General features: G+C 59.9%; 18 protein-coding genes and 3 pseudogenes. 11 read left to right on the plus strand and 10 right to left on the minus strand.

The genetic code is table 11. The features are described 5' to 3' along the window. The first annotated feature begins 956 nt into the window (after window positions 1-956). Complete coding sequence (locus DH08_RS37010; protein WP_282595069.1) at window positions 957-1091, plus strand: hypothetical protein; 135 nt, start codon at window positions 957-959, stop codon at window positions 1089-1091. 184 nt (window positions 1092-1275) lie between these two features. Here DH08_RS37010 and DH08_RS32030 read toward each other — a convergent pair whose 3' ends face one another. Next, window positions 1276-2241, minus strand: a complete 966-nt coding sequence (locus tag DH08_RS32030; RefSeq protein ID WP_192183231.1) for a GNAT family N-acetyltransferase — start codon at window positions 2239-2241, stop codon at window positions 1276-1278. A gap of 655 nt (window positions 2242-2896) precedes the next feature. On the opposite strand from DH08_RS32030, the gene DH08_RS32035 reads away from it, so the two are divergent. Next, the gene (locus DH08_RS32035) at window positions 2897-4198 is read left to right on the plus strand and encodes a phospholipase D-like domain-containing protein (RefSeq protein WP_192183232.1); all 1302 of its coding nucleotides are present in this window, start codon (window positions 2897-2899) and stop codon (window positions 4196-4198) included. Window positions 4199-4749: 551 nt separating this feature from the next. Here the strand turns inward: DH08_RS32035 and DH08_RS32040 are convergent. Then, window positions 4750-5181 (minus strand): hypothetical protein, encoded by a 432-nt coding sequence (locus DH08_RS32040; protein WP_192183233.1) that lies wholly within the window; start codon window positions 5179-5181, stop codon window positions 4750-4752. Window positions 5182-5567: 386 nt separating this feature from the next. Further along, a complete protein-coding gene (locus tag DH08_RS32045) occupies window positions 5568-5810 on the minus strand; it encodes a DUF982 domain-containing protein (protein WP_192183234.1) in 243 nt (80 codons plus the stop codon). A gap of 550 nt (window positions 5811-6360) precedes the next feature. On the opposite strand from DH08_RS32045, the gene DH08_RS32050 reads away from it, so the two are divergent. Further along, window positions 6361-6642 (plus strand): hypothetical protein, encoded by a 282-nt coding sequence (locus DH08_RS32050; protein WP_192183235.1) that lies wholly within the window; start codon window positions 6361-6363, stop codon window positions 6640-6642. 79 nt (window positions 6643-6721) lie between these two features. On the opposite strand, the gene DH08_RS32055 is transcribed toward DH08_RS32050, so the two are convergent. After that, entirely contained in the window at window positions 6722-7987 is a 1266-nt protein-coding gene (locus DH08_RS32055) for a DUF763 domain-containing protein (RefSeq protein WP_192183236.1), read from the minus strand. Between the two features lie 98 nt (window positions 7988-8085). On the opposite strand from DH08_RS32055, the gene ku reads away from it, so the two are divergent. The 3 genes and pseudogenes from ku to DH08_RS32070 all read left to right on the plus strand — a co-directional run bounded on the left by ku (window position 8086) and on the right by DH08_RS32070 (window position 10223). Then, on the plus strand, window positions 8086-8919 hold the full coding sequence (gene ku / locus DH08_RS32060) for a non-homologous end joining protein Ku (protein WP_192183237.1): 834 nt from the start codon (window positions 8086-8088) through the stop codon (window positions 8917-8919). 41 nt (window positions 8920-8960) lie between these two features. After that, window positions 8961-9182 carry a hypothetical protein gene (locus tag DH08_RS32065; RefSeq protein ID WP_192183238.1) on the plus strand — a complete coding sequence of 74 codons (222 nt, stop codon included), beginning with the start codon at window positions 8961-8963 and terminating at the stop codon, window positions 9180-9182. Window positions 9183-9263: 81 nt separating this feature from the next. Next, a pseudogene (locus DH08_RS32070) lies at window positions 9264-10223 on the plus strand (ATP-dependent DNA ligase). Window positions 10224-10290: 67 nt separating this feature from the next. Here DH08_RS32070 and DH08_RS32075 read toward each other — a convergent pair. Next, window positions 10291-10821: a YciE/YciF ferroxidase family protein gene (locus tag DH08_RS32075; protein WP_192183239.1), complete on the minus strand. Its 531-nt coding sequence runs from the start codon at window positions 10819-10821 to the stop codon at window positions 10291-10293. Between the two features lie 504 nt (window positions 10822-11325). Between DH08_RS32075 and DH08_RS32080 the strand changes: the two genes are divergently transcribed. Together DH08_RS32080 and DH08_RS32085 are read left to right on the plus strand one after the other, a co-directional pair. Then, window positions 11326-12078 carry a DUF4142 domain-containing protein gene (locus DH08_RS32080; RefSeq protein WP_192183240.1) on the plus strand — a complete coding sequence of 251 codons (753 nt, stop codon included), beginning with the start codon at window positions 11326-11328 and terminating at the stop codon, window positions 12076-12078. Window positions 12079-12099: 21 nt separating this feature from the next. Further along, window positions 12100-12702 (plus strand): hypothetical protein, encoded by a 603-nt coding sequence (locus DH08_RS32085; protein ID WP_192183241.1) that lies wholly within the window; start codon window positions 12100-12102, stop codon window positions 12700-12702. Between the two features lie 1673 nt (window positions 12703-14375). Here DH08_RS32085 and coxB read toward each other — a convergent pair. The 4 genes and pseudogenes from coxB to DH08_RS32110 form a co-directional block, all read right to left on the minus strand. Further along, window positions 14376-15302: a cytochrome c oxidase subunit II gene (gene coxB / locus DH08_RS32095; RefSeq protein ID WP_246801137.1), complete on the minus strand. Its 927-nt coding sequence runs from the start codon at window positions 15300-15302 to the stop codon at window positions 14376-14378. A 261-nt stretch (window positions 15303-15563) separates the two neighbouring features. Further along, a pseudogene (locus DH08_RS32100) lies at window positions 15564-16611 on the minus strand (SLC13 family permease); the annotation flags it as partial. 149 nt (window positions 16612-16760) lie between these two features. Then, window positions 16761-17372 carry a DUF6064 family protein gene (locus tag DH08_RS32105; RefSeq protein ID WP_246801139.1) on the minus strand — a complete coding sequence of 204 codons (612 nt, stop codon included), beginning with the start codon at window positions 17370-17372 and terminating at the stop codon, window positions 16761-16763. Window positions 17373-17437: 65 nt separating this feature from the next. Continuing rightward, window positions 17438-18346, minus strand: coding sequence for an aldo/keto reductase (locus DH08_RS32110; RefSeq protein WP_192183245.1), 909 nt, complete (start codon window positions 18344-18346; stop codon window positions 17438-17440). A gap of 621 nt (window positions 18347-18967) precedes the next feature. On the opposite strand from DH08_RS32110, the gene DH08_RS32115 reads away from it, so the two are divergent. Further along, window positions 18968-19438, plus strand: a complete 471-nt coding sequence (locus DH08_RS32115; RefSeq protein WP_345892480.1) for a (2Fe-2S)-binding protein — start codon at window positions 18968-18970, stop codon at window positions 19436-19438. Between the two features lie 58 nt (window positions 19439-19496). Next, entirely contained in the window at window positions 19497-21674 is a 2178-nt protein-coding gene (locus DH08_RS32120) for a xanthine dehydrogenase family protein molybdopterin-binding subunit (RefSeq protein WP_246801141.1), read from the plus strand. Window positions 21675-21827: 153 nt separating this feature from the next. Here the strand turns inward: DH08_RS32120 and DH08_RS32125 are convergent. Next, window positions 21828-22147, minus strand: a pseudogene (locus DH08_RS32125) (molecular chaperone HtpG); the annotation flags it as partial. A gap of 160 nt (window positions 22148-22307) precedes the next feature. On the opposite strand from DH08_RS32125, the gene DH08_RS32130 reads away from it, so the two are divergent. Further along, window positions 22308-22625 (plus strand): hypothetical protein, encoded by a 318-nt coding sequence (locus tag DH08_RS32130; RefSeq protein ID WP_246801158.1) that lies wholly within the window; start codon window positions 22308-22310, stop codon window positions 22623-22625. The last annotated feature ends 31 nt before the right edge of the window (window positions 22626-22656 follow it).

Here is a 22656-nt window from a genome sequence, read left to right on the forward strand (position 1 = left end):
ACCTGCTGCCTTGGGCCTACATCACGGCGCCCGAGCTCAAGGCCGTGGCCTAAGAACACCGCTTACGGTGCTTTTGCTCCTGTGCATTCTCGGAGGCGTGTTCGTCATCTCGGCAATGCCGATCTGGCCACCACATTCAGCCAGGATGGTAATACTCGCGCCTGTCGACATGAGAACCACCGCGGCGCTTCAGACCGGCGAACCCTCCCTGCCTGGGACGTTTGAGGTTAAGCTGTCGCAACCGAAACCCGCCCGTAACTGATCTTTGGTTCGCAGCAAGGCGTATCCGCTAGATAGGTTAGAGACTCCGCCGAACATGGGCTCACTGTAAAATAAAGCCCGCGCCTGGCGCAAAGCGCGGGCCCGATCGGTGCTGTGCCAATCTTCAACAGACACCGAGGGCGGAATCTGTTGCAACGAATGAAGATCAGCGGCCGCTAAAGGTTCCAAGTCGCGCCCGCGTCCTTAGGCTAGCGAGGACGCGGGCCGATTGGGGCTTCCCCAACATAGCAGCACCGATAGAGGCGATACTCAGCGGCCCGAGGGTCGGGGGCTGGGGCGCTTGGGCTTGACCGCCGGGCCTAACCGGCAAGGCTAGCCGGCTGGCGAGGTTATTATCCGGTCAAGCATCGCCGCTACTTGGCAAAACGGCGGTGGTTAGTACATCCTCAAATTGGATGAGTCTCGAGTTCCACAAGCCGGCGTATGACTGATTTGCATGAGCGAGCGCTAACGGCCGGCGCAGCACCCTAGCCAAACCGCAACTGCACCGGCCCTGCGAGACTTAGAAACCAACTGTAGAGCGCATCTTATCGCAGATTAGCAATCTCTCAAGACTGAGGGCCTAAGGTCGATGGGCACAAAGACGCAAGGCGAGGCAGTGCTACCCCACATCTGTGCTCCCGCTCGCACTTCTGCGGAACCTGCGGCATGCTGGCGTCAGCAAAGGAGTAGCGATGGCCCTGGAAGCCGATTATCAGGATGACGATGCGATTTCGCGCAATCCGTTGAAAGGCAGCTTAGTGCTGATCACGGCAGACGACGAAGAGTCGAGTTGCAGCTCGACAAAGAAACCGCCGAGGCCCGGATAAGCGCACTGGGAGCCTTTCTCATAGAAGGCGAAGGGGGCGACATGCCAAGCATTAGCATCGGCCGAAATTGACTAGGTGTTCGGCGACAATGCCAGCCTGCCATCCCGAAGGAATCGCCACGCTACCTTGCCGGGTGTAATGTGCCTTGTTGTCCGCAACCAACCGAGGCACACGGACGCAATCCCTAGCGCCAGTCGTCGAGCACGAAGACGCCGGCGCGACTGTAACCCGGCTCATTGGGCCTGTGCATCGTGACCCCTTGGATTTCGGTTCGAAAGCCACGCCCGACCAAGTGCCGGTACGCCTCGTGGCGGGCCATGTTCACCCCGGCCAGCAGCTTGGGCATCCCCTCCGCTACGGCAAGTGCCTCGCAGGCATGCAGCAAGCTGTCGAAGGTCTCCCCAGCCGCCGATCCTGGACGCACGGTCCCGAACTTGATGAAGCAAGCACCGTCGCCTGCTTCGCTGCGCGGCCCATGGTGGCACACGGCGAAACCGTCCAAGCCCGCACCCGCCATATCGCCGAGCAGGACCGTCTCCCCAAGCTCCTGCGCCTCTACGGCCTGGATTTCCGCCCCCAGGTCGAGCCCGTCGTAAAGCGCGCCGGTCAGGTCACGGCAGGACTTCAGGCATTCCACTCTCTGCTCCTCTGTCAGATCGGAATACCGCGACCAGCGCACCGGCTCGGTCTGGTTGTGACGGACCGGCGCCGACATGATGGCCGTGAGGAAACGAGCCCAGTAGCCGTACTTCTGGTACAGGCCCACGTGCTTGGCGCTCTGGGCGAAGGTGAACAGGCCTGCATGCCGCGTGCCCCATTCATCGAAGCTCGCCGTGACGGCCTCGACGAGCCGCGCGCCGATGCCCCGGTCCCAAAGGTCGGGGCGGATCGTCAACGGTCCGAAGAAGCCGACGCTGCCCCAGAGGGTTGCGAAGTTGGAGCCCACCAGTTCACCGCCCACCTCCGCGGCGAAGGCGGCGACGTGGGGCGCCTGCCAGCGGCCGCGTACGTAGTCGCGGTCGGACCAGAACGTCTCTGGTTCGGGTGCTCCCAAGAAGGTGCCAAAGGCCAGCCGGAAAATTCTTTCGGCTTCCGGCAGATCGGTCTCGGCCAGCGCGCGGATGGCTACGCTCGGTGCAGCCGTTCCCATATCGCCCTCCCTGGTTCGCTAAGGTATGCAGCGCCCGATGCGCAGGGGGCTGCGGTCGGGCTGTATTCTACTCTTCTCCAGAGGAATGGTCACGTCGCATGGGAGATGTCGGCCCCCCGGATCGGTCCTCTGGCGTTTGGGACCATCCGTCAGGTTTCTGCCACTAGTAGCAATCTCTTGACCAAGCCACGGGCCGCGCCAGGGCTCGAGCATCCGGCCAGGGTATATTACGCCATGCCGTAGGTGGGCTGTATGGTCAAATGCGAATACCTTTGCACATGCGGCGCCATCGCGCCTTGCCATCAGGCCGCAGCGGTTTAGCGATCGCGGGAGGAGTTGCCGCTACCAGCATTTTGCGGGACGCTTCCGGTCGCGGGAGCGCCAGTCTAACATCCTCTGCCGTGCATCGAGCAAAGGGGGAAAAGTCGACTTCCCTAACCATGACGTCATCGCCTTTTTGATGGAGCCAAGGCCCGCCTTTCGAGCGGCAAGGTTCCAGCAAACGAGCCTGGGAGGGGAACCCGCGGCACAGTGGAAAGTTCTTGATGATGGCAAATCGTCCGATCCCGAACGCGCTTGTCTCAATCGGCATGTCGACCTCTCCTCCCGCGGCATTACTGGTGGCGCTGATCCTCGCCATCTTGATGGTGGGGAAATGATGATGTTCGGCCGAAAGTTCGGCCGTTCTCTTATAAGTCTCAAATATATGGCCGTTGCGGTCATCGCTGGCTTGGCCACGTTACTGGCCATAAACCTGACTCCTGAGCCACGCGTTTTGCGGACGATTGTTCCCCACCGTTTCGACGCGTCAGATCCCCAATTTGTCAGGACCATGAGCAGTTATTCGCAAGGACAGATATCCAATTCAAACGCGGTGCAGACTCTCGTCAACGGAGACGAGATTTTTCCTTCAATGCTGGAAGCGATCGGTAAGGCACGTTCCACCATTGATATGGAAACCTATATCTATTGGTCGGGTACCGTAGGCTACGATTTCGCGACCGCGTTGGCGACAAAAGCCACAGAAGGTGTCGAGGTCCGGGTACTTATTGATTGGGTGGGGAGCCTTCCATTCGATGAAGATCTGATTCACATCATGACAAGAGCCGGCGTGAGATTCGAGCGCTACCGACCGGTGCATTGGTATACGTTGGACCGTGTAAACAATCGGACCCATCGCAAGCTCCTCATCGTTGACGGGCGGTTGGCATTTACCGGTGGCGTCGGCATTGCCGACAACTGGCGCGGAAACGCGCGCAACGCAAATGAGTGGCGCGACACGCACTACCGGGTGGAAGGACCCGCGGTGCCTGCTTTCCAAGCAGCGTTCGCCGAGAATTGGTTAGAGACGACAGGTGAGACATTGCAGGGGGAAAAGTTCTATCCACCACCCGAAGCTCCGGGTGCGCTTGCAGCTCAGTTGATCCTGTCTTCGCAGCCAAACGGCTCAGAGAACATGCAACTGATGATGTTGGCGGCGATAGCTGCCGCCAAAGATCATTTGCGTATCGGAATGGCTTATTTCGTGCCGGACGACATCGCCCTCCAGCAGATTTTGGACGCCAGGAAACGAGGGGTTATGGTCGATGTAATTGTTCCCAATGCGCTGACCGATGTACCCTTGGTCCGAAAGGCCTCACGCTACTTTTGGGGAGACTTGCTCAAAGCCGGTGTACGAATTTTCGAGTTTCAGCCGACGATGTACCATCCCAAGCTCTTGATAGTTGACGACGTCTGGACGAGCTTTGGTTCCGCCAACCTAGACGAGCGCTCTTTGAGACTGAACGATGAAGCCACTCTAAACGTCTACGGCAGGGATTTCGCAAGAACGCAAATCGACTTGTTCAAACAAGATCTTCATCGTTCCAGGCAGGTAAGTCTGGAGGATTGGGAATCGCGCCCCATGCAGGAAAAATTCACTGACTGGCTAGCCAGCAGGCTTCGGTCGCAACTTTAGTTTGGTTGCCACCTTGGCGATGACAACGTGAGGCCAGCGCCCCGCTTGATCATGGCGAGGGCAGTTTGCGACCCACCAGTGCTGTCACTAACTGATCAGGCTCAGCCGCGCCCCCAGCGAGCAGATACCGTAGCCAAAAGCAAAAGGCTTAGCCTAGAGGTGCGGTGCGTTACCGAGCCGGTCGATTGCAGCGTTGCTTTCACGACCAGCTATCTCGGGGCGAATTCCGATTCGGCCGAGCTGCTTCGCTGATCATAGTGGACCGCTGGATCTGTCTATGTGGCAGCCCTGCGGTCGATTAGCGATGCTTGACTTGCCGGGACGCTCGGCAGTGACCGTCAATTTGTTGAGAGCGGCGACTTCCTCGGCAGTGCCGAACCGGACGGGCCGTCACCGTTCCATCCGGTGCCAGAATGACAGCCAGGAATGGCAAGCCCAATACTGGCGGGGTGTAGACGAAGTATGACGGGCGAGCGGTTTTCATAGCCCATGCTCGGTGGCGACTGCGTCCTTAAGGGGTTCAATCGCCACCGACCCCAATGCGAATTCTCTCAATGAATGAGCACGTATCTCAACCAAACCAGGAACCTGCGCCCGCTGAGCACCCGGCGCACCGTCGCGGCGGCTGATTTTCCTTTTGTGGTTGTCCCGGCATGACAACTGCAGACTATGTCGTGCAACTGCCAGTCGGCCAGTTCGAAGAAGCGTTTTGCCTCTCCGTAAGTGTCATTCTGGAGACCTGCAGCACGCAGTAAAGGATCTTCGAAAGCGACCGTAATCGGCGAGCCTGCAGCCCGTGCGATCTGGCGGGCCTGGGGAAGCAGGTATTCCGTGCCAACGAACATTCCCAGGCATCGCGCAGGCTGTGCCTCAAGGAGCTCTGCCCAGCGCTTGATCCGTTGCGTCCTGGTCATCTTCGGGGTTGGCGCCTCGAGCTTAACGTCCGCAATTGCTTGCAGGTGGTCTAGTGTCTGGTGTTTCATGGTCGGCTCCTGTTAAGGGTCGCTGAGTCACCATTCTGGGGACCTATCGCGACAGGATTCTTGAGCATTCGGTGGGCTCATGACGGCCCGCAAAGCGAGCTTGAGAGTCGATTTCGAGCGCGTTGCCAACTTCTGCAAGCGGAGTCGAAGAAGATTCTCAATGAAGATCCTCCACGTTGAACATCCCTTCGAATGCTCCAACGCCGATCGGGCGGCGAAGTTGCTTCGGAGCAGCCAAATGACCGAGCGTGAACCACGAGAGGGTTTCAACTCCGGCCAACTCTGCGCAAACGGCTGGCGCAAGGATTCACGGGAGCTACGTCGAGCGGGCGGGTTTGAACCCCGAAATGCCTGCTCCCGATGTTGCGACAGGGCCCGTTCTCATTTTAGTCGGATGAGACCAACATCTTAGCCTCCTTGGCTGCAGCCTCGAAAGCCTTCCTGATTATCTGCGGGTCGATCGGATCACCCTCAAGAGCCGACTGGCAAAGGGTCATTGCCTTATGCCACCGGGGGCCACGTCTCGTCCATTTGGGGAGTTCCTTGGCGGCTCCTTGAACGTGATCAACCGCATGGCGCAAGCCTCCTCGGTCGGTCTTCACATAGATTGGAGAAGAAAATCTGCGCATCGCCTATCCGGAGCACTTAAGGGTGATAAAAGGATCCGCCTTTCGGACGCCGGCGAGTAGTTGAAGTCTGGAAAAGGAAACGGCCTAGAGGGGCTTTCGTTGCCGCGTAACGGCTACAGTATCCCATCAACGCCGGACTTCGACCTGGGATGCTTATGGTTAGCCCGCGGAAGCCATGCCGCTTGGGTCGACAGCCCGAAAATCTGCGCGGCTGGTATGCCAATTGCACCGCAGCCACGAGTGCATCACCAGCCCCGAGGCTTGGGTTCCGGCGCCGGGTCGGTTCACAAGAATGTATACTCCCATGGCTGACGACGACGGCTGGGCCCATGCCGACGAGCAGCCCTCACATGCCGTGTCAAACGGTCCCAAGGGGACGGACGGCGACCATCGGTCGAAGCCCTACCGTTCCGCGCTTAGCGCGAGCCGTCAGATAGCGCGTCCATTCAACAGCGGGCATCGTTCCCGAATGCTGTCACGGAACAACCGATCGGCTAGGTGGTTTCATTCAACAAGCTAACCGCAAGGAACCGCAGAATTGGAGAGCAAGATGGAACCGCGCAACAAGCAAAGATCCGCGCAGCAGGACGAGACCGAGGCTCCTACCATCGAGCAACAGGATTGGGATGCCCTTGAGGGCAACAAGGTTCTTCCAGACAGTGTCGCGGTGGAAAACGGCGCGTCGGACACTCGGGAAACAGAAGGAATTCTTCCGGAAGAAGACGACGACAACTCCTATCAGAACAGTGATGAAGCCTTGCCCGACGATGACGAAGAGCGCGCGCTGTCTCGTGATCCCTCAAAGGAAGGCAGCCGGTTCGACGAAGTCTAGCCAGATCGTCGACGCAGGAAGCGGCCTGGGCATGGCCTGATCGATCTGGTAGAGAGATGGCCCGCCGGATCACAGGCTTTCAGGTTCTTCCCTCTCCGGGGTTCCGAGCCGTCGCCGCTGGCGCCTTTTCCCATCCGAACACGCTGCGGCCGCCGAGCAGATGCGATTGGTCGAATTCGCCGGCAACGATCTCCTTCAGGCTGGGACCGGTGGCATATCGTTCGACCTGCCGCGACTGCTGGTCCAGTCTCTTCAGCGCGCCGATCTCTTCCTCGTGCCCGAGCTTGGCCTTTTGCACCGCCGATTTGAGCACGCCGATCGTTTCGTCATAGACCTCGAGCGGCACCGGGAACGGATGCCTGTCCTTGCCGCCATGCGTCAGCGAGAAGCGCCCGGGGTCGGAAAATCGGCACGGCGCGCCGTGCAGGACCTCGGCAACCAGCGCCAGTGCCCTCACCGTGCGCGCGCCTACGCCGGGGACCAGCAGAAGGTCGGCGAAGTCTGCCGGGCCACGATCCGCGGCCGCTACGATATTGCCATGCAGGCGACGCATGACGACATCGCATTCGCGCACATCATGGTGCGCCGGCATGACCAGATGCGGCAGCATCGGCTGTTCCGGGGCAGCCACAGTGCCGCGCTCCAGGGCGGAAAGCTCTCTCACAATCCGGTCCGGCCCAAGATCGCGCAGAAGTTCCAACTGTCCCTGGCGCGAAGCATCGGCGCGCCTATCGGCCAGGTTAACGATCTCGCCCTGGTTGGCACCCTCGATTGCGGCATGCGGTTCGTCGACGAAGCTTTTCAGGCCCTCGGACAGCCAGTGATAGCGTCGCGCGACCCTGCTGTCGCCGTTCATGCCTTGCTGCACAACGACCCAGCTCCCATCGTCGGTGACAATGAACCCATGCAGATAGTGATCGAAGCCGTCCTGAACGGCGGCACTGTCTACTTTGGCGACGAGCCGGCTGGCGGTCCCCAATCCCTCCCCGTCGAAGCCAACGCGTTCGCCAATCGCGGCAAGCTCATGCGGAGTTTTGCGCGAATGCGCGCCACGGCCGCCGCAGACATGGATGCCAAGCTCGCCGGAGAGCGGCGTCAAGCCGCGTTTCAGGGCGCCGACGACGCTGGTCGTGATCCCCGAGGAATGCCAGTCCATGCCCATGACGGCACCGAAAGACTGGAACCAGAAAGGATGCGCCAGGCGACGCAGCAACTCGTCGCGGCCGTAGTGATGGATGATGGCCTCGCACATGACCGCGACAAGGCGCGTCATGCGATCACCGAGCCATTTCGGGAGGCGTCCGCCATGAAGCGGAAGATCAGCACTTCCCGATCGCTGTGCCACCTGTTTCTCCGATTAAGTCCAACGCTGTATCTGATGAGGAACGAATTCCGACGCCGCCCGTTCGATCGTGAGATTAGCTGGTCAACGGGATGACGAAAATGGCTACGGCACGAGCTGCTTGGAAGGGCTTCCTGAAGATCGGATCGGTGTCATGCGGTGTCAAGATCGTCGGCGCCGTCACCGAGGCCGAGAAGATCCATTTTAGAATCCTGAACCGAAAGGACGGGCTCCCGGTGAAGAGTGCCTATGTCGACGAAGAGACCGGAGACATCGTCGACGCGGAGGACCAGATCAAGGGATTTGAGGCCGAAAAGGATGAATTCATCCACATCGAGCCGGACGAGATCAAGAAAATCAAGCTGGTGTCGCAGCACACGCTTGAGGTCGACGAGTTCGTCTCGATTGCTGATATCGACACACGCTATCTGGAAAAGCCCTACTACCTTGTCCCCGCCGATGGCGCTTCGCTCGAAGCCTTTGCTGTGATCCGTGACGCCATGGCCAGGAAAAAGGTCGCTGCACGTTCCTGTGTGGTTCTCTATCAGCGCGGCCGGGAGGTCCTTATCCAGCCCTTCGGCAAAGGGATGCTTTTGACGGAGTTGCGCACCCACGACGAAATGATCTCCGCCGAGACCGTCTTCAAGGATCTGAAGGCCCGCAAGGTCGATCCGGAAATGGCGGAAATCGCCGAGCTGCTGATCGAAAAGAAGCCGGCCAAATTCGACCCGTCGAAGTTCGAGGATACTTACGAAAACGCGCTGATTGCCATGATCGACGCGAAGCGCAAGGGCAAGAAACCGCCGAAGCCGGCGCCCAGGCCAAAGACCAACGTTGTCGACCTCACTTCCATCTTGCGCAACAGTCTCGCTCAGGAAGGCGGCAAAGCTGCAACCCGCGCCAAGTCGTCCGCGCGTTCGCGCAAAAGAGCATAACGTCGGCCATGGCAAAGCAACTCTCAAGGATCCGCAGGGCGTTGAAAGACGACGTCGGGACTGATTTGCAAGCGAGGAAATTGGCAAAGGAAGCAGCGGTCAGCCTTCATCCACACGCTGCGGCGACAGAGCGGAAACTGCAGCAGGCTTTCAGACTTATCCCGGTGGCAAAACGGCTTCGGGGCGAGAGCGAGGCAGCCCGCAACGCCGCTCTCGACTTGCTGGACGAGGTAGAGAACGATTCCGCTGAGAACGAACATTAGTCCGCTGTTTGGTCCGATTCAGCCGACTTGCCCCAGGCCTCGGTCATGAGCGCATTTGCCCTGCCGCTCGACATCCGGCCCATGGAAGCCAAGCTCCTCGAGCGTCTCCCAGACGATCCCGGTCTTTGGCAATTCGAACCGAAGTGGGATGGGTTCCGTTGTCTGGCTTTCAAGGGACGGCGATGCAGTCGAGTTGCGCGCCAAGTCGGGCAAACCACTTGGCCGGTACTTTCCGGAACTCGTCACGGCGTTGCGACCACTGGCGAAACAATTCGTCATCGACGGCGAAATCGTCATAGACGTCGGTGGCGCATTTTCGTTTGAAGCTCTGCAGGCGCGTCTTCACCCCGCCGAAAGCAGGATCCGCAAACTGAGCTCGGAGACGCCTGGCACATTTGTTCTTTTCGACATGCTGGCTGCGCCAGGCGGCGAAGTGATGATCGAACACCCGCTCCTCGACAGGCGAGATGCGCTGGAAGCCTTCTCGCCTCATCGCGGCGCCCTGAGCTTCATCTTTCGAAATTTACCCGCAATGCGGCGACCGCCGCACGATGGCTGAAGGACGCCGGCGATGGTTCGACTGACGGCGTCGTCGCCAAGCTGCTTGGCGATGCCTACCGGCCTGGGGAGCGCGCGATGATCAAGGTGAAAAGAATGCGTACGGCAGATTGCGTCGTCGGAGGATTTCGCTACTTGGCCGAGCGTCGTGAAGTCGGCTCTCTCTTGCTTGGGCTCTACGACGAAGAGGGCAAGCTCGACCATGTCGGCTTCACGTCGACCATCGACAACGAGACAAGGCCCGCCCTTACAAGACGGTTGGAAAGCCTTCGTGCCGAACCGGGTTTCACGGGCAAGGCGCCGGGCGGACCGAGCCGCTGGAGCACGGAACGCAGCGTCAATTGGGAGCCTTTGAAGCCTGAGTTGGTCGTGGAAGTTCGTTTCGATCACGTGACCGGCGACCGTTTCCGGCATGGCACCAAGTTGTTGCGTTGGCGGCCCGACAAGCAACCTCAGCAATGCACGTTCGAGCAGATCGGTTAGAGAAATCGCCAGAGCGGGGCCCAGCAAAGAATTCCGCTGAAGCCCCGCAGCCGGTAAGCGATGGAGGTTACGCGGCTTTTTGGAGAGCACGTTCGTTGACGCCGCCCTCGCCGAGACCGGTAAGCGCTTCGTCGGTCGCGACCTCTTCCTTGAGCGTAGCATTGAGGAGGTCGACGACGTTGCTCTTTCCGAGTTGCTCGGCCCAAGCAGCCAAAGTTCCGTACCTCGCTATCTCGTAGTGCTCAACTGCCTGCGCGGCAGCGACGAGCCCGGCGTCGAGTGCGGGCACGCCTTCATAGTCTTCGAGGATCTCCGCACCTTCTTCGAGGATACCGTCAATCGCAGGACAGGTCTTGCCGCGAGCGGCCTTGCCGAAGATCTCGAAAATTTCCTCGAGGCGCTCGACCTGGCCCTCGGTTTCGAGACGATGTTTCTCGAAAGCGGCCGCTACCTCCTGCGACTCCGCGCCCTTGGCCATTTTCGGCAACGCCTTCAATATCTTCTTTTCGGCGTAGTAGAGGTCTTTCAATCCGTCGAGGAATAGGTCCTCGAGACCTTTGTTGCTTGCCGCCATCGCGGACTTTTTTGTCGTCGCCATGATTGGTCTCCCGCTGGGGTTGGAAGCTCACCTCCGAAAAATGGAGGCGTTCGATAACCCGACTGGCGGAAACTTGTTCCGCCGCCAGTCGAAGACATTGCAGAATCCATCTGAGGCAGCTTGGCTCGGCATTTCGATCCGCCGAAGAGGAGCGTCACGGCGTTGCCGAGTTGACCTGCCAAACCGTGTTTCCAACGTGGTTGGCTATCCTGCGGCTTTTGTAGACGCCAGCCATCGTGGCGGGCGAGGCTCCGCACCCAGAGTGGGGCGCAGCGGCATAATTCCGGCAGGAGTCCGTTAATCCTCAAGCCAACGGAGGGTAAGGCAAACGGGATGTTTTGCAAAGCGGCGTGTGCTCCTAGACGCGCTTCCAGAGTCTTTCGCGCAAGTCCCTGTTCAAGGTGATGAAGGCCGAGCCGACGGCGCTCCGGGCTCGCGTCGGAACAAAGTGCTGGGATTCAGATTATTCGTCCACCATCAACACAAATCCAAGGGATCAATGCAATGAGAACAAGCCCCGGGTTATCCTCCCTGACGGCAGTCGCTGCCATGATTGTCTTTCCCGCCTTCGCGGCTGACTCCGCGCAGGATTTTGTGACGAAAGCGGCCATAGGGGGCATCTTCGAAGTCGATACCAGCAAGCTTGCTCAGGACAAAGTCACCGATCAACGGGTCAAGGATTTTGCCCAGAAAATGATCGTCGATCACGACGCCGCCAACTCAAAGCTGCAGTCTATCGCTACCGAGCAGAAACTGACGGTCCCGTCTGAGCTTGACGCAAAGCACAAGGGGGATCTGGATAAGCTGAAGGCTTCCCAGTCTCCCCTGGATCAGCCGTATGTGACAATCCAGCAGGAGGCACACTCCGATGCTGTGACCCTATTCGAGAGCTACGCAGCAGACGGGGACAACGCAGCGCTAAAGACGTTTGCCCAAGAGACTTTACCCACCCTGAAAATGCACAAGGAGATGATCGACAAGATCGATGCATCGGCAGGCGCGTCGGCGGCCTCCGAGGCTACAACGCCGGCGGTAAAGACTACAAATACACAACCCCCAGCTTCTCCGGTGCCAGGCGCAAACAGCTTTACCGAGGACCAGGCTAAAAGCCGAATCGAGACCGCCGGGTACTCGAATGTGTCGAAGCTGGCGAAAGACGACCAGGGGATTTGGCGCGGCCAAGCGACCGACAAGGACGGGAATTCTACAAACGTCGCCCTCGACTATCAGGGCAACGTGTTTGCTGGCACCAACTAAACATAGACAGGGAGAAGAAAAATGAAAACTCTTACCGGCCTCTTTGATAACTATGATGATGCCTCGGACGCGGTGAGCGAACTGGAAGCGATTGGAATCCCTTCGGCTGACATCAGTCTCGTGGCCAACAACGCTACCGATTGGTACGAAGAGGAACCATCCGAAGTTGCTGACGATGCAGCCGGCGGCGCCGGTCTGGGTGCAGCAATCGGGGGAGCCGGGGGCCTGCTGACCGGCCTTGGCATTATGGCCATCCCAGGCGTCGGCCCTGTCGTCGCAGCCGGGTGGCTCGCCGCGACAGCGGCCGGAGCGGCAGCGGGTGCCTTAGTGGGAGGCGCAGCCGGAGGGATCATCGGCGCCCTTACTGAGTCCGGAGTGCCCGAACGCGATGCTCACGTCTACGCCGAAAGCGTGAGGCGTGGCGGCACATTGGTGACCGCCAAAGTCCCAGACGAACTCGTTCCGGAGGCCGAGCCCATACTCGGTACGGAGCGTTCGGTCGACATCGTTGAACGACGCCGGGATTACGAGGCCGGCGGCTGGAGCGAGTTTGATCCAGATGCTCCAGCTTACAGCCCTGATGATATCGAGCGCGACAGGGCGCGCTATGTTGGGCGGCCCTAGTTGCTTAGGTTCCGGCATTTCCGTCGTTACGCAGACCGCACTGCCCCTAATCAATCTGCTTGACGCGAGGCGTCAAGCAGATTGACAACCATGCTGGGGCCTCCCGTCGGGAGAACGGAATGGCACTCATAGGTGCGGTGGCCTACCCCATCGCGGGCACTGGCAAGACCGCCGCACTCCTTGTGAGGATTTGGAGCGCCGCGCCGTCGCTAAGATCTATCTGAAGTTCGGCTGGTGTAGTCGACGCTGCCGGGTCCATGCGGCGGAGTGCAATCAGTTCGGCTACCACCTAGCTGACAAGACCCGTGGAATAGCCTTTCCGGTCTGGGACGAAAAAGCCGCTCCGGCCGCGTTCACCGGAGTTGTACGTACCGAGGCGGCGCCCTAGGATTTGGAACCATGTCGGTGCGCCACAGCATCAAACCTTGAGGCGGCGGATTGTTCCGGCTGGAACTAAAAAGCCCACGCCACAGAGGGACCGATGGCGCGGGCCGGCCGATGTTTGACCACCAGCCTACGCCGGACAGATCCTGACTGGCTGACAAGGCTGCTGGCCAGTCGAAAGATCTGAATGTTCGAGACAGAAAAGCCCCCCTCGACTCTGGCTCCTGCCGTCCGTCCACTTGCTTTTAAAGGGCATCGCACTCTAGCTCGATCGACTGCCGTCAATGTTCCGAACCGGTTCAGCCCAAATCGGGCGGGACCGGGAGCGTGCTTGTTCGAACGTCATCGATGGCGCAAGGATCCCGCCCAACAGTGATTGACCTTGCCCTTTCAAGATCGCGCTGGCAGCGCGAATTGCTTGCCAGGCAAAGAGTCAGTTCGTTCCTGCTGTAGTTCTGGGTCGGAGGTCCCCATGAGATTTGGGAGGTAGGGAATGATCTCGTCTCGCTTCTCCTCCTCCGCACCATTATTAATGCCGGGGACGTACGCGGCGATTATCGGGGCCGGTTGATCAGAGTGCGGCGCCCCTGACAGCCAGGCGACCATCTCCATCGCGCAAATTTCTATCGATCCGGCGTCCGGTCTTGGGCCCGCCGGCGCGTGGCGGATCGGTATCGCATTGAGGCCGAACAGGGCACCGGCCCGTTCGGCCCCACAGGCTCAAGACGCGAGCGAAAGCATTGCTAACTCTACACGGGGCGAACAAATCTGAACTTCGCTGAGCTGATTGCGTGGCGTATGGTTCGGAACCATTTTGTCCTGGCTGAGTTTCGGCCCAAACCCTTTGGACTCCCAGACATGTCAGATTTGGACAGAACAGGACAGCAGTCTGTTGCCAAAGCCGTGCAGCAACTGATTCGTTCCGAAGACCATCGTCGGCCCTTGCACGCCGTGCTAAATCTGCCTGTCGACCCAGAATTGCCGCAGCCCCTTGCTTCATTGCTTGAGGTGCTCGGCCAAGCCAAGCAGCAGCCATATCCCGGGAGCACAAACGAGCGATAACCGGCTAAACGCGATCAATATTCTGCCGCCATCCAACCCAATGACAGAGCGATACGATATAGAGAAGACGCCCGAGGGCACGTGGGACATCATCGACGTGTTCACGGGGCTGCCGGTTGTCGAGATGGGCGTCCCCTTGATCGACATGCCCATCGAAGAGGCCGACGACTTGGTCAACCTTCTCAACTGCCGCGATGGGGAACGGTGGGGCGATACTTAGGCTCTCGCTACGACGGTTTCATCAACCATTCCTTCAGCCAGTTCGACACGGTTTCGGACATCGAATTGATTTCGTTCAAGCTGAGGATCAAGATCGGATGTCGTTGGCGTCCTTGAGGGTGGGTCGCATGAGCATCGTCCGTAGCGTCGAGCCAGGTCTTACGGCGGTAACGGTAGTGGTTTGCCCGCGCAGCTAGCCATTCGCGGAAGGCAGCCGGCTCCATGGCGACGGCGGTGAAGGCCATCAGCGCGTGCGAGGTGCCGCAATATTCCGCGCAAGGACCGCAGTAGGTGCCAGGCTTGGTCGCCAGCAGCGAGAGTCGGTTCGTGCGACCCGGGATCATGTCCATCTTGCCGCCCAGCGCGGGAATCCAGAAGGAATGGATGACGTCGGTGCTCGTCAGCAGGAACTCGACGCGCTCGCCAACCGGCAGCCTGATCTCGTTGGCGGAAAGAATAGGAGCTCCGCCGTCTGCCGGGCGGTAGGCGACCCTCCACCAGAATTGCTCACCAGTCACCTCGATCCTGAGACCGCCGGCTTCGCCGGCTCGAGCGAAAGGCCGGAGACCCGGCATCAGCCAAAGCGCATAGCCAAGCAGCAGAAATAGGAGAAGCGAAGGAATGGCCGCGCCGCCCCAGAAGATTAGCTGGCCTGCGGTATGTTCGCCTATGGGGCCGCGCTCGCGGCGCGTCGCGTGGACGAGAAGGGCCACGACCACCAGCCAGATAGAACCACCAACAGTGGCCATGAGCCAGAACAGTTGAGCGATCTGGTGCGCTTCCTCACCAGCCGGATCGAGCGCCGACTGGACGCCTGCGCAGCTGGAACACACTCCCAAGGATGAGCACACCGCGAGCCAACGCACCGCAGTGCGCTTCGCGATGTCCGCGCTTATCCCTGGAAGCGTTGGCATCCCTCCAATCGATGCAGCCATTGCGCACAAACGCGCCCGCCACCGAGAGGTTGCGCGAGGACTTTAAACTACGCAGGTCTGGCAATTGACGATGGGGGATGCCTGGCGGGGATTTTGGGGCAGACTTCAACCAGTACTGCCGTGATCCACGGGCGAGGCCTGCAAAAGCGCCCGGGCCACCCCTGGCGCGCTGTCAGGGCGCGGACCAACAAGTGGGCAGGGTCCTGCCCTGGCAGCTGCATTTTCGGGGTTATTCCAACATAACGTCCACGTTTGATCGTATCAGGCCAGCGGCCAGACGATCATCAGGGCCGGCACAGCGACGATGATGACAATCACGGAAAGAGGCAGGCCGAGCCGCGAATAGTCTAAGAAGCGATATCCGCCGGGGCCCATGACCAGGGTGTTGCATTGATGGCCGACAGGCGTCAGGAAATCGCAGCCGGCGCCGATTGCTACCGCCATCAAAAACGCTTCGGGCCTGTAATGCAGGCTGGTCGCAAAGCCAGCGGCGATCGGAGCCATGACCAGCACAGTCGCGGCGTTGTTGAGGAAAGGCGTAACCGCCATGGCGGCGATGAGGATGAGGGTCAGAGCTCCGTAGCCCGGCAGAACGGCGCCCACGTCAGCCAAAGTTGAGGCTATGACATCTGCTGCACCTGTGCGGCGCAGCGAGTCGCTGACCGGGATGAGAGCCGCCAGCATTACCAGGATCGGTCCGTCTATCGAGGCGTAGATCTCTCGTATGGGTATTACCTTGAACAGCACCATCATGACGGCGGCCGCAAAGAATGCCACTGGCACCGTGACGACGCCGAAGGCAGTTGTGCCCATCGCGGCCAGCAGGATCAGAAGCGGCACAAGACCCCGTCTGGGACTGCCGAGCAGAAGTGGGCGCTCCGCCAGTGGCAACAGCCCGAACTCGCGCAGAAAGTCAGGCAACGATGATTGGTCGCCCTGAAGCAAAATGATGTCGCCGATTTTGAGCTCGATCAAGCCAAGCCGCTGGTCCAGCCGTTGGCCCTTGCGGTACCGCAAGCAGATTCACGTTGAACCGGTCAAAGAGGAGCAGGCGCTGCGCTGACCAGCCGATGAGGCTCGAAGTCTCGCTAACGACAGCCTCGATTGCTATTGCTTCGACGCCAGCTTTTGTCTTGTCCGCCAGTTTCCGGCTGCCTTCGAGGCTAAGCTTTGCGTGTGCGACCAGTCTGTCCAGCGCCGCATGGTCGCCTTCAATCAGGAGGATGTCGTCGACGCGCAGGACCGCATCGGGGAACGGCGTGATCCGCAAGCCTCCGGATCGCAGGATTGAGGTGACAACAGCTTCGCCGGCAGAATGGCATCGAGCGGACGGAGCCGCTCTCCTGTCCTCCAGACCCTAACGGATCTCCCCTCCTCCCCGCCGCCGCTCGACCGCAGCGCCCGCTCCAAGCATGCTATCGAAGATGGGCGCTCGTCGAAATGGAGGCGGAGCGGACGTTAGGAAGCGGGTGGGCTGATCAAAGAGCGCGGCCCAAGTGCCGCAAGCACAATCGCGACCGTGACTAGGGGCAGCCAGGCCTGCCGATCATCCAAGGTCCAAAGCGTAACGCCGCTGAGCAGGCACCAAAGCGAAGGAATGGGAAAAAGCAATACAAGCAATTTGCCGCGGGCCGCAAGCAACAATCCCAGCGTCACGATCACTGTGGGATCGGGTGCGATGCCCAACACTTCCGCGCTTGTCCACGGTCGTCCAACGAGGGGCGGGAAAAGCGGATAGAGGACGAGGCCGGCGGCTGCGAGCAGCAGCCCGGTCCAGCCAACGACGTCCCGCCGATCGAAGGCCAGTCCGCCCGGCATGATGGCGGCGATCAGCAGCCCGGCCGCCTGGAAGGCGAAGAGCGGGGCGACATAGAAGATCGCCCAGTTGATGGCCGCGTAGCGATTCCACAGGAAGGTCCAGCCGACGAAGATCCAGAGCGCAGCGAGGAGAAGCCCGATCCATCTACCATCACGGCTCGGTCGCCGAAGCAAAAGAATAAAAATCGCCAGGCCCGCGGCGACCGTGACAAGGTGCAACGGCCACAGCGCCTCATTCTGCAGTTCGAACATGCGCCAGTACACGCGCGGGGAGAATAGCAGGAAATCTTCAGGCCGATATGTCCACCACTCCGACATCAGAGATCGCGAACGTAAGCCGCCATCTGTTTACGCATGGCGGTGTCGGGAAAAGCACCGTGCGCAGCCGCGACGTTCTCGCGGACATGATTGACCCGGGTGGTAGCTGGGATGGCGACGGTAATGGCGGGATGCGAGAGAATGAACTTCAGGATGAATTGAGCCCAGGTTGCGGTGCCGATCTCTTTTGCCCATTCGGGCAGTTGCTTGCCGTCAAGCTGCCGTGTGAGCGCGCCCTGACGGAAAGGCCGATTGACGATCACGGCAATGCCGCGTTCGGCTGCCAGTGGCAGGAGCTGCTCCTCCGCCTCGCGATCCACGATGTTGTAGGTGAGTTGCGCAAAATCGAGAGGATGAGACCCCATGATCTCCTTGAACAGATCGTGGCGGCGCCCTTCCGATGTCGTGATCCCGACATAGCGGATTTGTCCGGCCGCTTTCATCTCGAATAGCGTCTGCAGATGCGCTTCCCAGGCGACGAGATTGTGGACCTGGAGAAGGTCGAAGCGCTGAACGCCCCAGAAGCTGCGCGATCGTTCCAGCTGGGCGGATCCTTCCGCGGCGGACGATGTCCAGACCTTCTCAGCCGAGAACAAGGTTTCCGGCCGGCCGAGCCGGTCGAGGCCGTAGCCAATGACTGGCTGGGACGAGCCGTACATTGGCGAGGAGTCGATCATGCGCCCGCCCGCCTCAAAAAAGGCGCCCATCACGTCGGCGCATTCATCCCGGAGCGCCGGATCGTCCCCAACATTGAAGGTGATCCACGTGCCGAGTCCGATCGCGGGGGTTTGTTCTCCTGAGGACGGAATAGGACGCATCGCGGGTGCTGTGGCCTGGCCGATCGCGGGCGCCGGCAAGATCGCCGCGGCCGCGGCGGCTTGAACTAATGTTCTTCGGCTGATCGTCATATGCATCTCCGTTGGGCGCTGTCAGGTTGTTGTGGCAAGACGACCCGAAGCGCCGGAAGCAGATATCTGGCGAACATTCCGGTCATGGCTCTCCATTTCTGCCGGCGGAAAAGGCGTCTGCTCCAGAGTAACAGAAAAAGCCATTCAAGCCCGTTCCGAACGGCGCTATAGAACGGCCGCCCATGTCGCAGTTCCTAGCCTGCACTCATTTTGCCGGGCCGGTGTCGGACCATACCCAAAGAGCGCTCGCAAGGGCGGCACCCAAGAGCGTCAGGGGAATTAGCGTATTCCGGCAGGTCCGCGAAGGCGAGCGTGGCGGCCTCAACGCGCGCCACTGCCGCCAACGACGCCATGGCCGCGGTTGGGAGCGCAACATCCGATGGCACCGACGCAGGGAATTATCCGCAACGGGGAATTTTTTTGCATCCCTTGGCGTTAGTGAATTAGTTCGCGTTGAAAGTGCTTGGAATCAAAACCATGGCTGGTGGTCGGCCGTGCAGGCGAGGGAAGGCACTAAAATGAAAAAAGCTCATGATGACGGTCAGAAGTCGAGAATTCGTGACAATCTGACCCAGATACCGGTCTGACCAAAAACTGCACCTCAGCGATGAGGTCGTTTGCGTGCAGGAGGTTGAGTTGATTTCGTTTCGGCTGAATGGAAAGGACGTGAGCGTCGATGCGCCTGAAGAGGCCGACCTGCTCTATGTTCTGTTGAACGACCTTAAGGTGAATGGCTCAAAGCTCGGATGCGGTCGCGCGCAATGCGGATCCTGCACCGTGCTGCTCGATGGAGAGGCCATCCGGTCCTGCGTTACCCCGACGAAGGCGGCGGAAGGCCTGGAGGTGACGACCCTTGAGGGGCTCACAACTGATGGCCGCCCGAGCCGGTTGCAACAGGCTTTCATCGACGAACAGGCTGCTCAATGCGGTTACTGCACGGCCGGCATTATCATGGAAGCTCACGCTCTCCTTGAGCGCAATCCCCACCCGACCGACGCCGATGTCCGATCTGCCCTCCAAGGCAATCTATGCCGGTGCGGAACGCATAACCGGGTTGTTCGGGCCGTTTTGCGTGCCGCCAACGAGGCATGACGCGATGGCACACCAATTCAGACTCAATAGGCGAGACTTAATTCGCGCAGGGGGCTTCTTGACGCTTTCCTTTGGGATCGCCGGCAATCTCAGCCACGCGCCCGCGGCCGAGGCGTTGAAGCTTGCCGGCGATCTGGAGGACACACCCCTTCTGAGTGCCTGGATCAGGATCGGTGCCGACGAAACGGTCACGCTGATGATCGGCAAGGTCGAGCTCGGCCAAGGGGCGGTCACGGCCGTTGCGCAAGTGTGCGCCGATGAACTCGACATCGACTTGAAGCGGTTGCGAATGATCTCGGGCGATACCGCGCTGGTGCCGAACGAAGGCGTCACTGCCGGTTCGCAATCGATGCCCAATTGCGCCTCTGCTGTGCAGCAGGCGGCGGCGGAGGTGCGACACATATTAATGGAACTGGCCGCCGAGAAACTAAAAGCCCCGATCGCAAGCCTCACAGTAGAGGACGGGACGCTCCGCGGCGAAGGCGAAACCAAGATTACTTATTGGGAGCTCGTCACCGGGCGAGAATTGGAACGCAAGGCCACCGGCAAGGTCAAACCGAAGGACGTCGCCGACTATAAATACATCGGCACATCCGTTCCGCGCCTCGACATCCCGGCCATCATGACGGGGCAAGCGCTGTATATACAGGAGCAGAGACCCGACGGTATGGTTCACGGTGCCGTTGTCCGCCCCCCGACCTACAAGGCGAAGCTCAAGAAGGTTGATACTTCGAAAGTCGAGAAGATGCCTGGCGTGCTCAAGGTCGTGCGCAACGGCAGTTTCCTCGGGATCATCGCCAACCGACAGGACCAGGCCTATGACGCCTCATCGGCACTGGCCAAGGATGCCGAGTGGGATGTCGAGGACGACCTACCGGGCGATGAGGGCATTTTCGACTGGCTCCGTAGCGCGCCGATGCGTGACGAGGAAATCATCAATGAGACGGCAGGCACCCAGCACGCGCCGGCCAGAGTGCTGGAGGCGACTTACGAACGGCCGTATCAAATGCACGCCTCGATCGGTCCATCGGCCGCCATCGCCACGCTGGCCGATGACGGGATGCTTACAATTCAGACCCACAGCCAAAGCGTTTTCGAAACCGCAAAAGCGATTGCGCGAATGCTCGGCCTCGATCCTGCGAAGGTCCGCTGCCAGCATATCCCCGGATCGGGTTGTTACGGTCACAATTTGGCAGACGATGCCGCCGCCGACGCTGCGCTTCTAGCAGTCGAGATGCCCGGCAAACCTGTTCGCGTGCAATACACCAGGCCGCAGGAACACAAATGGGAACCGTACGGCTCGGCAATGGTCGTCAAGACCAGGGTGGGGGTGGATGATTCCGGCAACGTGCTCACCTGGAATTTGGAACTCTGGTCAACTCCGCACGGAACGCGACCGGACGGTGAGCCCGGCAATCTGCTGTCGGCCCGCTATCTCGCAAAACCGTTTGAGATGCCAGTGCCGGAGAACGGCGGTCCGCCCAACTACGCCGCTGATCGAAACGCAATAGCGCTCTATGATTTCCCGGCTCAACGCGTGGTCACGCATTTTATTAGCGAGATGCCGCTTCGCGTTTCCTCCACCCGCAGTCTCGGGGCCTACGCCAACGTGTTCGCCATCGAATCGACAATGGATGATCTGGCGCACGCGGCGGGTGCCGATCCGGTAGAATACCGGCTTCGCTTCCTCAAGGATGAACGTGCGCGAGACGTCCTAAGATCGGCAGCGCAAAAGTTCGGGTGGGAACAGTGGAGCAAAGCCGAAGGCCGCGGGCGGGGAATCGGTTTTGCGCGATACAAGAACTTTGCCGCCATGACAGCGGTGGCGGTTGAAATCGAGGTCAATCGGAAGAATGGTCGTATCCGCCTCATCCGCGTCGTTGCCGCCGACGACAGCGGGCAGACCATCAATCCCGACGGCATCGCGAACCAGATCGAGGGCGGCGTCATTCAGTCGTTGAGTTGGACGCTGAAGGAGGAAGTCAGGTTCGACAAGACGGGCGTGCTGTCGGAAGATTGGAAGAGCTACAGTTACCCAATCCTCACCTTCGAAGAAGTGCCGCCAATCGATGTCGTCTTGATCGATCGGCCCGGCGAACCGTTTCTCGGCACGGGCGAGGCGGCGCAGGGACCAACCGCAGCCGCTCTTGGGAATGCCGTATTCGATGCCACCGGGGTGAGGTTCCGCCGCATCCCGTTCACGCCGAAGCGGATCCTCGCGGGCTTGAAAGCATGACCTAATCAATCAGTTCTGCGACGCAAGAACCTGCCACGTCTTCATTATCGACAAGTTCGCCTGCCGCACCGTTATCACCTGCCGACACCATTCGCGGGATCGCTGGAGCCGGTACCGGAAAGAGCGGTGCTTTCCGAGGTGGGGAGCGCTGGCCTCGCCCGAAGACGTGGTGCGGAAGCGCGCCAGCGCCATCAACTGCGCCCGGCGCTCAAAATCCTCGTAAATACCTTCAATGATGACGCTGCCGAAATTGTCCCACAGTTTGAGGAAGGCATCGCCGTCGCTTTCGGCCAGCTTTCCATCTCCTTGACGATCCTACCGGTAACGCCCTTGCGAATCGCCGCCAGAGTTGAACTGTCCTGGATCCATCTCGCGCGAGAGGTTGAGCGGAAGGTCGGCGGTGTCGATCAGGCCCCTCAAAACCGCAGGTAGCGCGGAAGAAGCTCTGCATCGTCGGTGATGGAGACACGCTTTCAATAGTAGATCGAGCGCTGAAGTCCCGAACTTCGGGATGGCGTTGGAAAAATTGCTCGGCAGGGCCCGGACGTTTGTTCAATTCCAATCCGTAAGTAGTTGCTTGCGGTTATCCACGCGCCGCATCTATGGTGTGGGAGCTGCGTCGGGCGCAGGGGATTGGATTTGCTTCGGCTTTCAGCTCGATTGCACCTGCTGGGTCTGATTGCCGCCGCAGTAATTCCGGTCTGGCTTCTTGCTGCCTATCTCCTTGTACAGTTTGCCATCAACGAGCGCGGGCGCTTTGAACAGGACGCGCTGCAAATAGCGCTTCAAGTCTCTCTCATGGTTGAGGGCGAGCTTGCCAACCTCGAGACGGTGCTTGAGGGTCTGTCGAAATTCACGGCATTGGCTGACGGCAACCTCAGGGGCCTGCACGGGAGGTCGGTCTGCTCCCGGCAGACAATGCACAAGGGCAGAACAACCACCCACGCCTGAGAAAAGTCTCTATGAGCGGCTGGGGGGCGTT

Origin of the sequence: Mesorhizobium amorphae, from assembly GCF_014843845.1 — a bacterium.
In the GTDB taxonomy this organism is placed as follows: Bacteria; Pseudomonadota; Alphaproteobacteria; order Rhizobiales; family Rhizobiaceae; genus Mesorhizobium; species Mesorhizobium amorphae_A.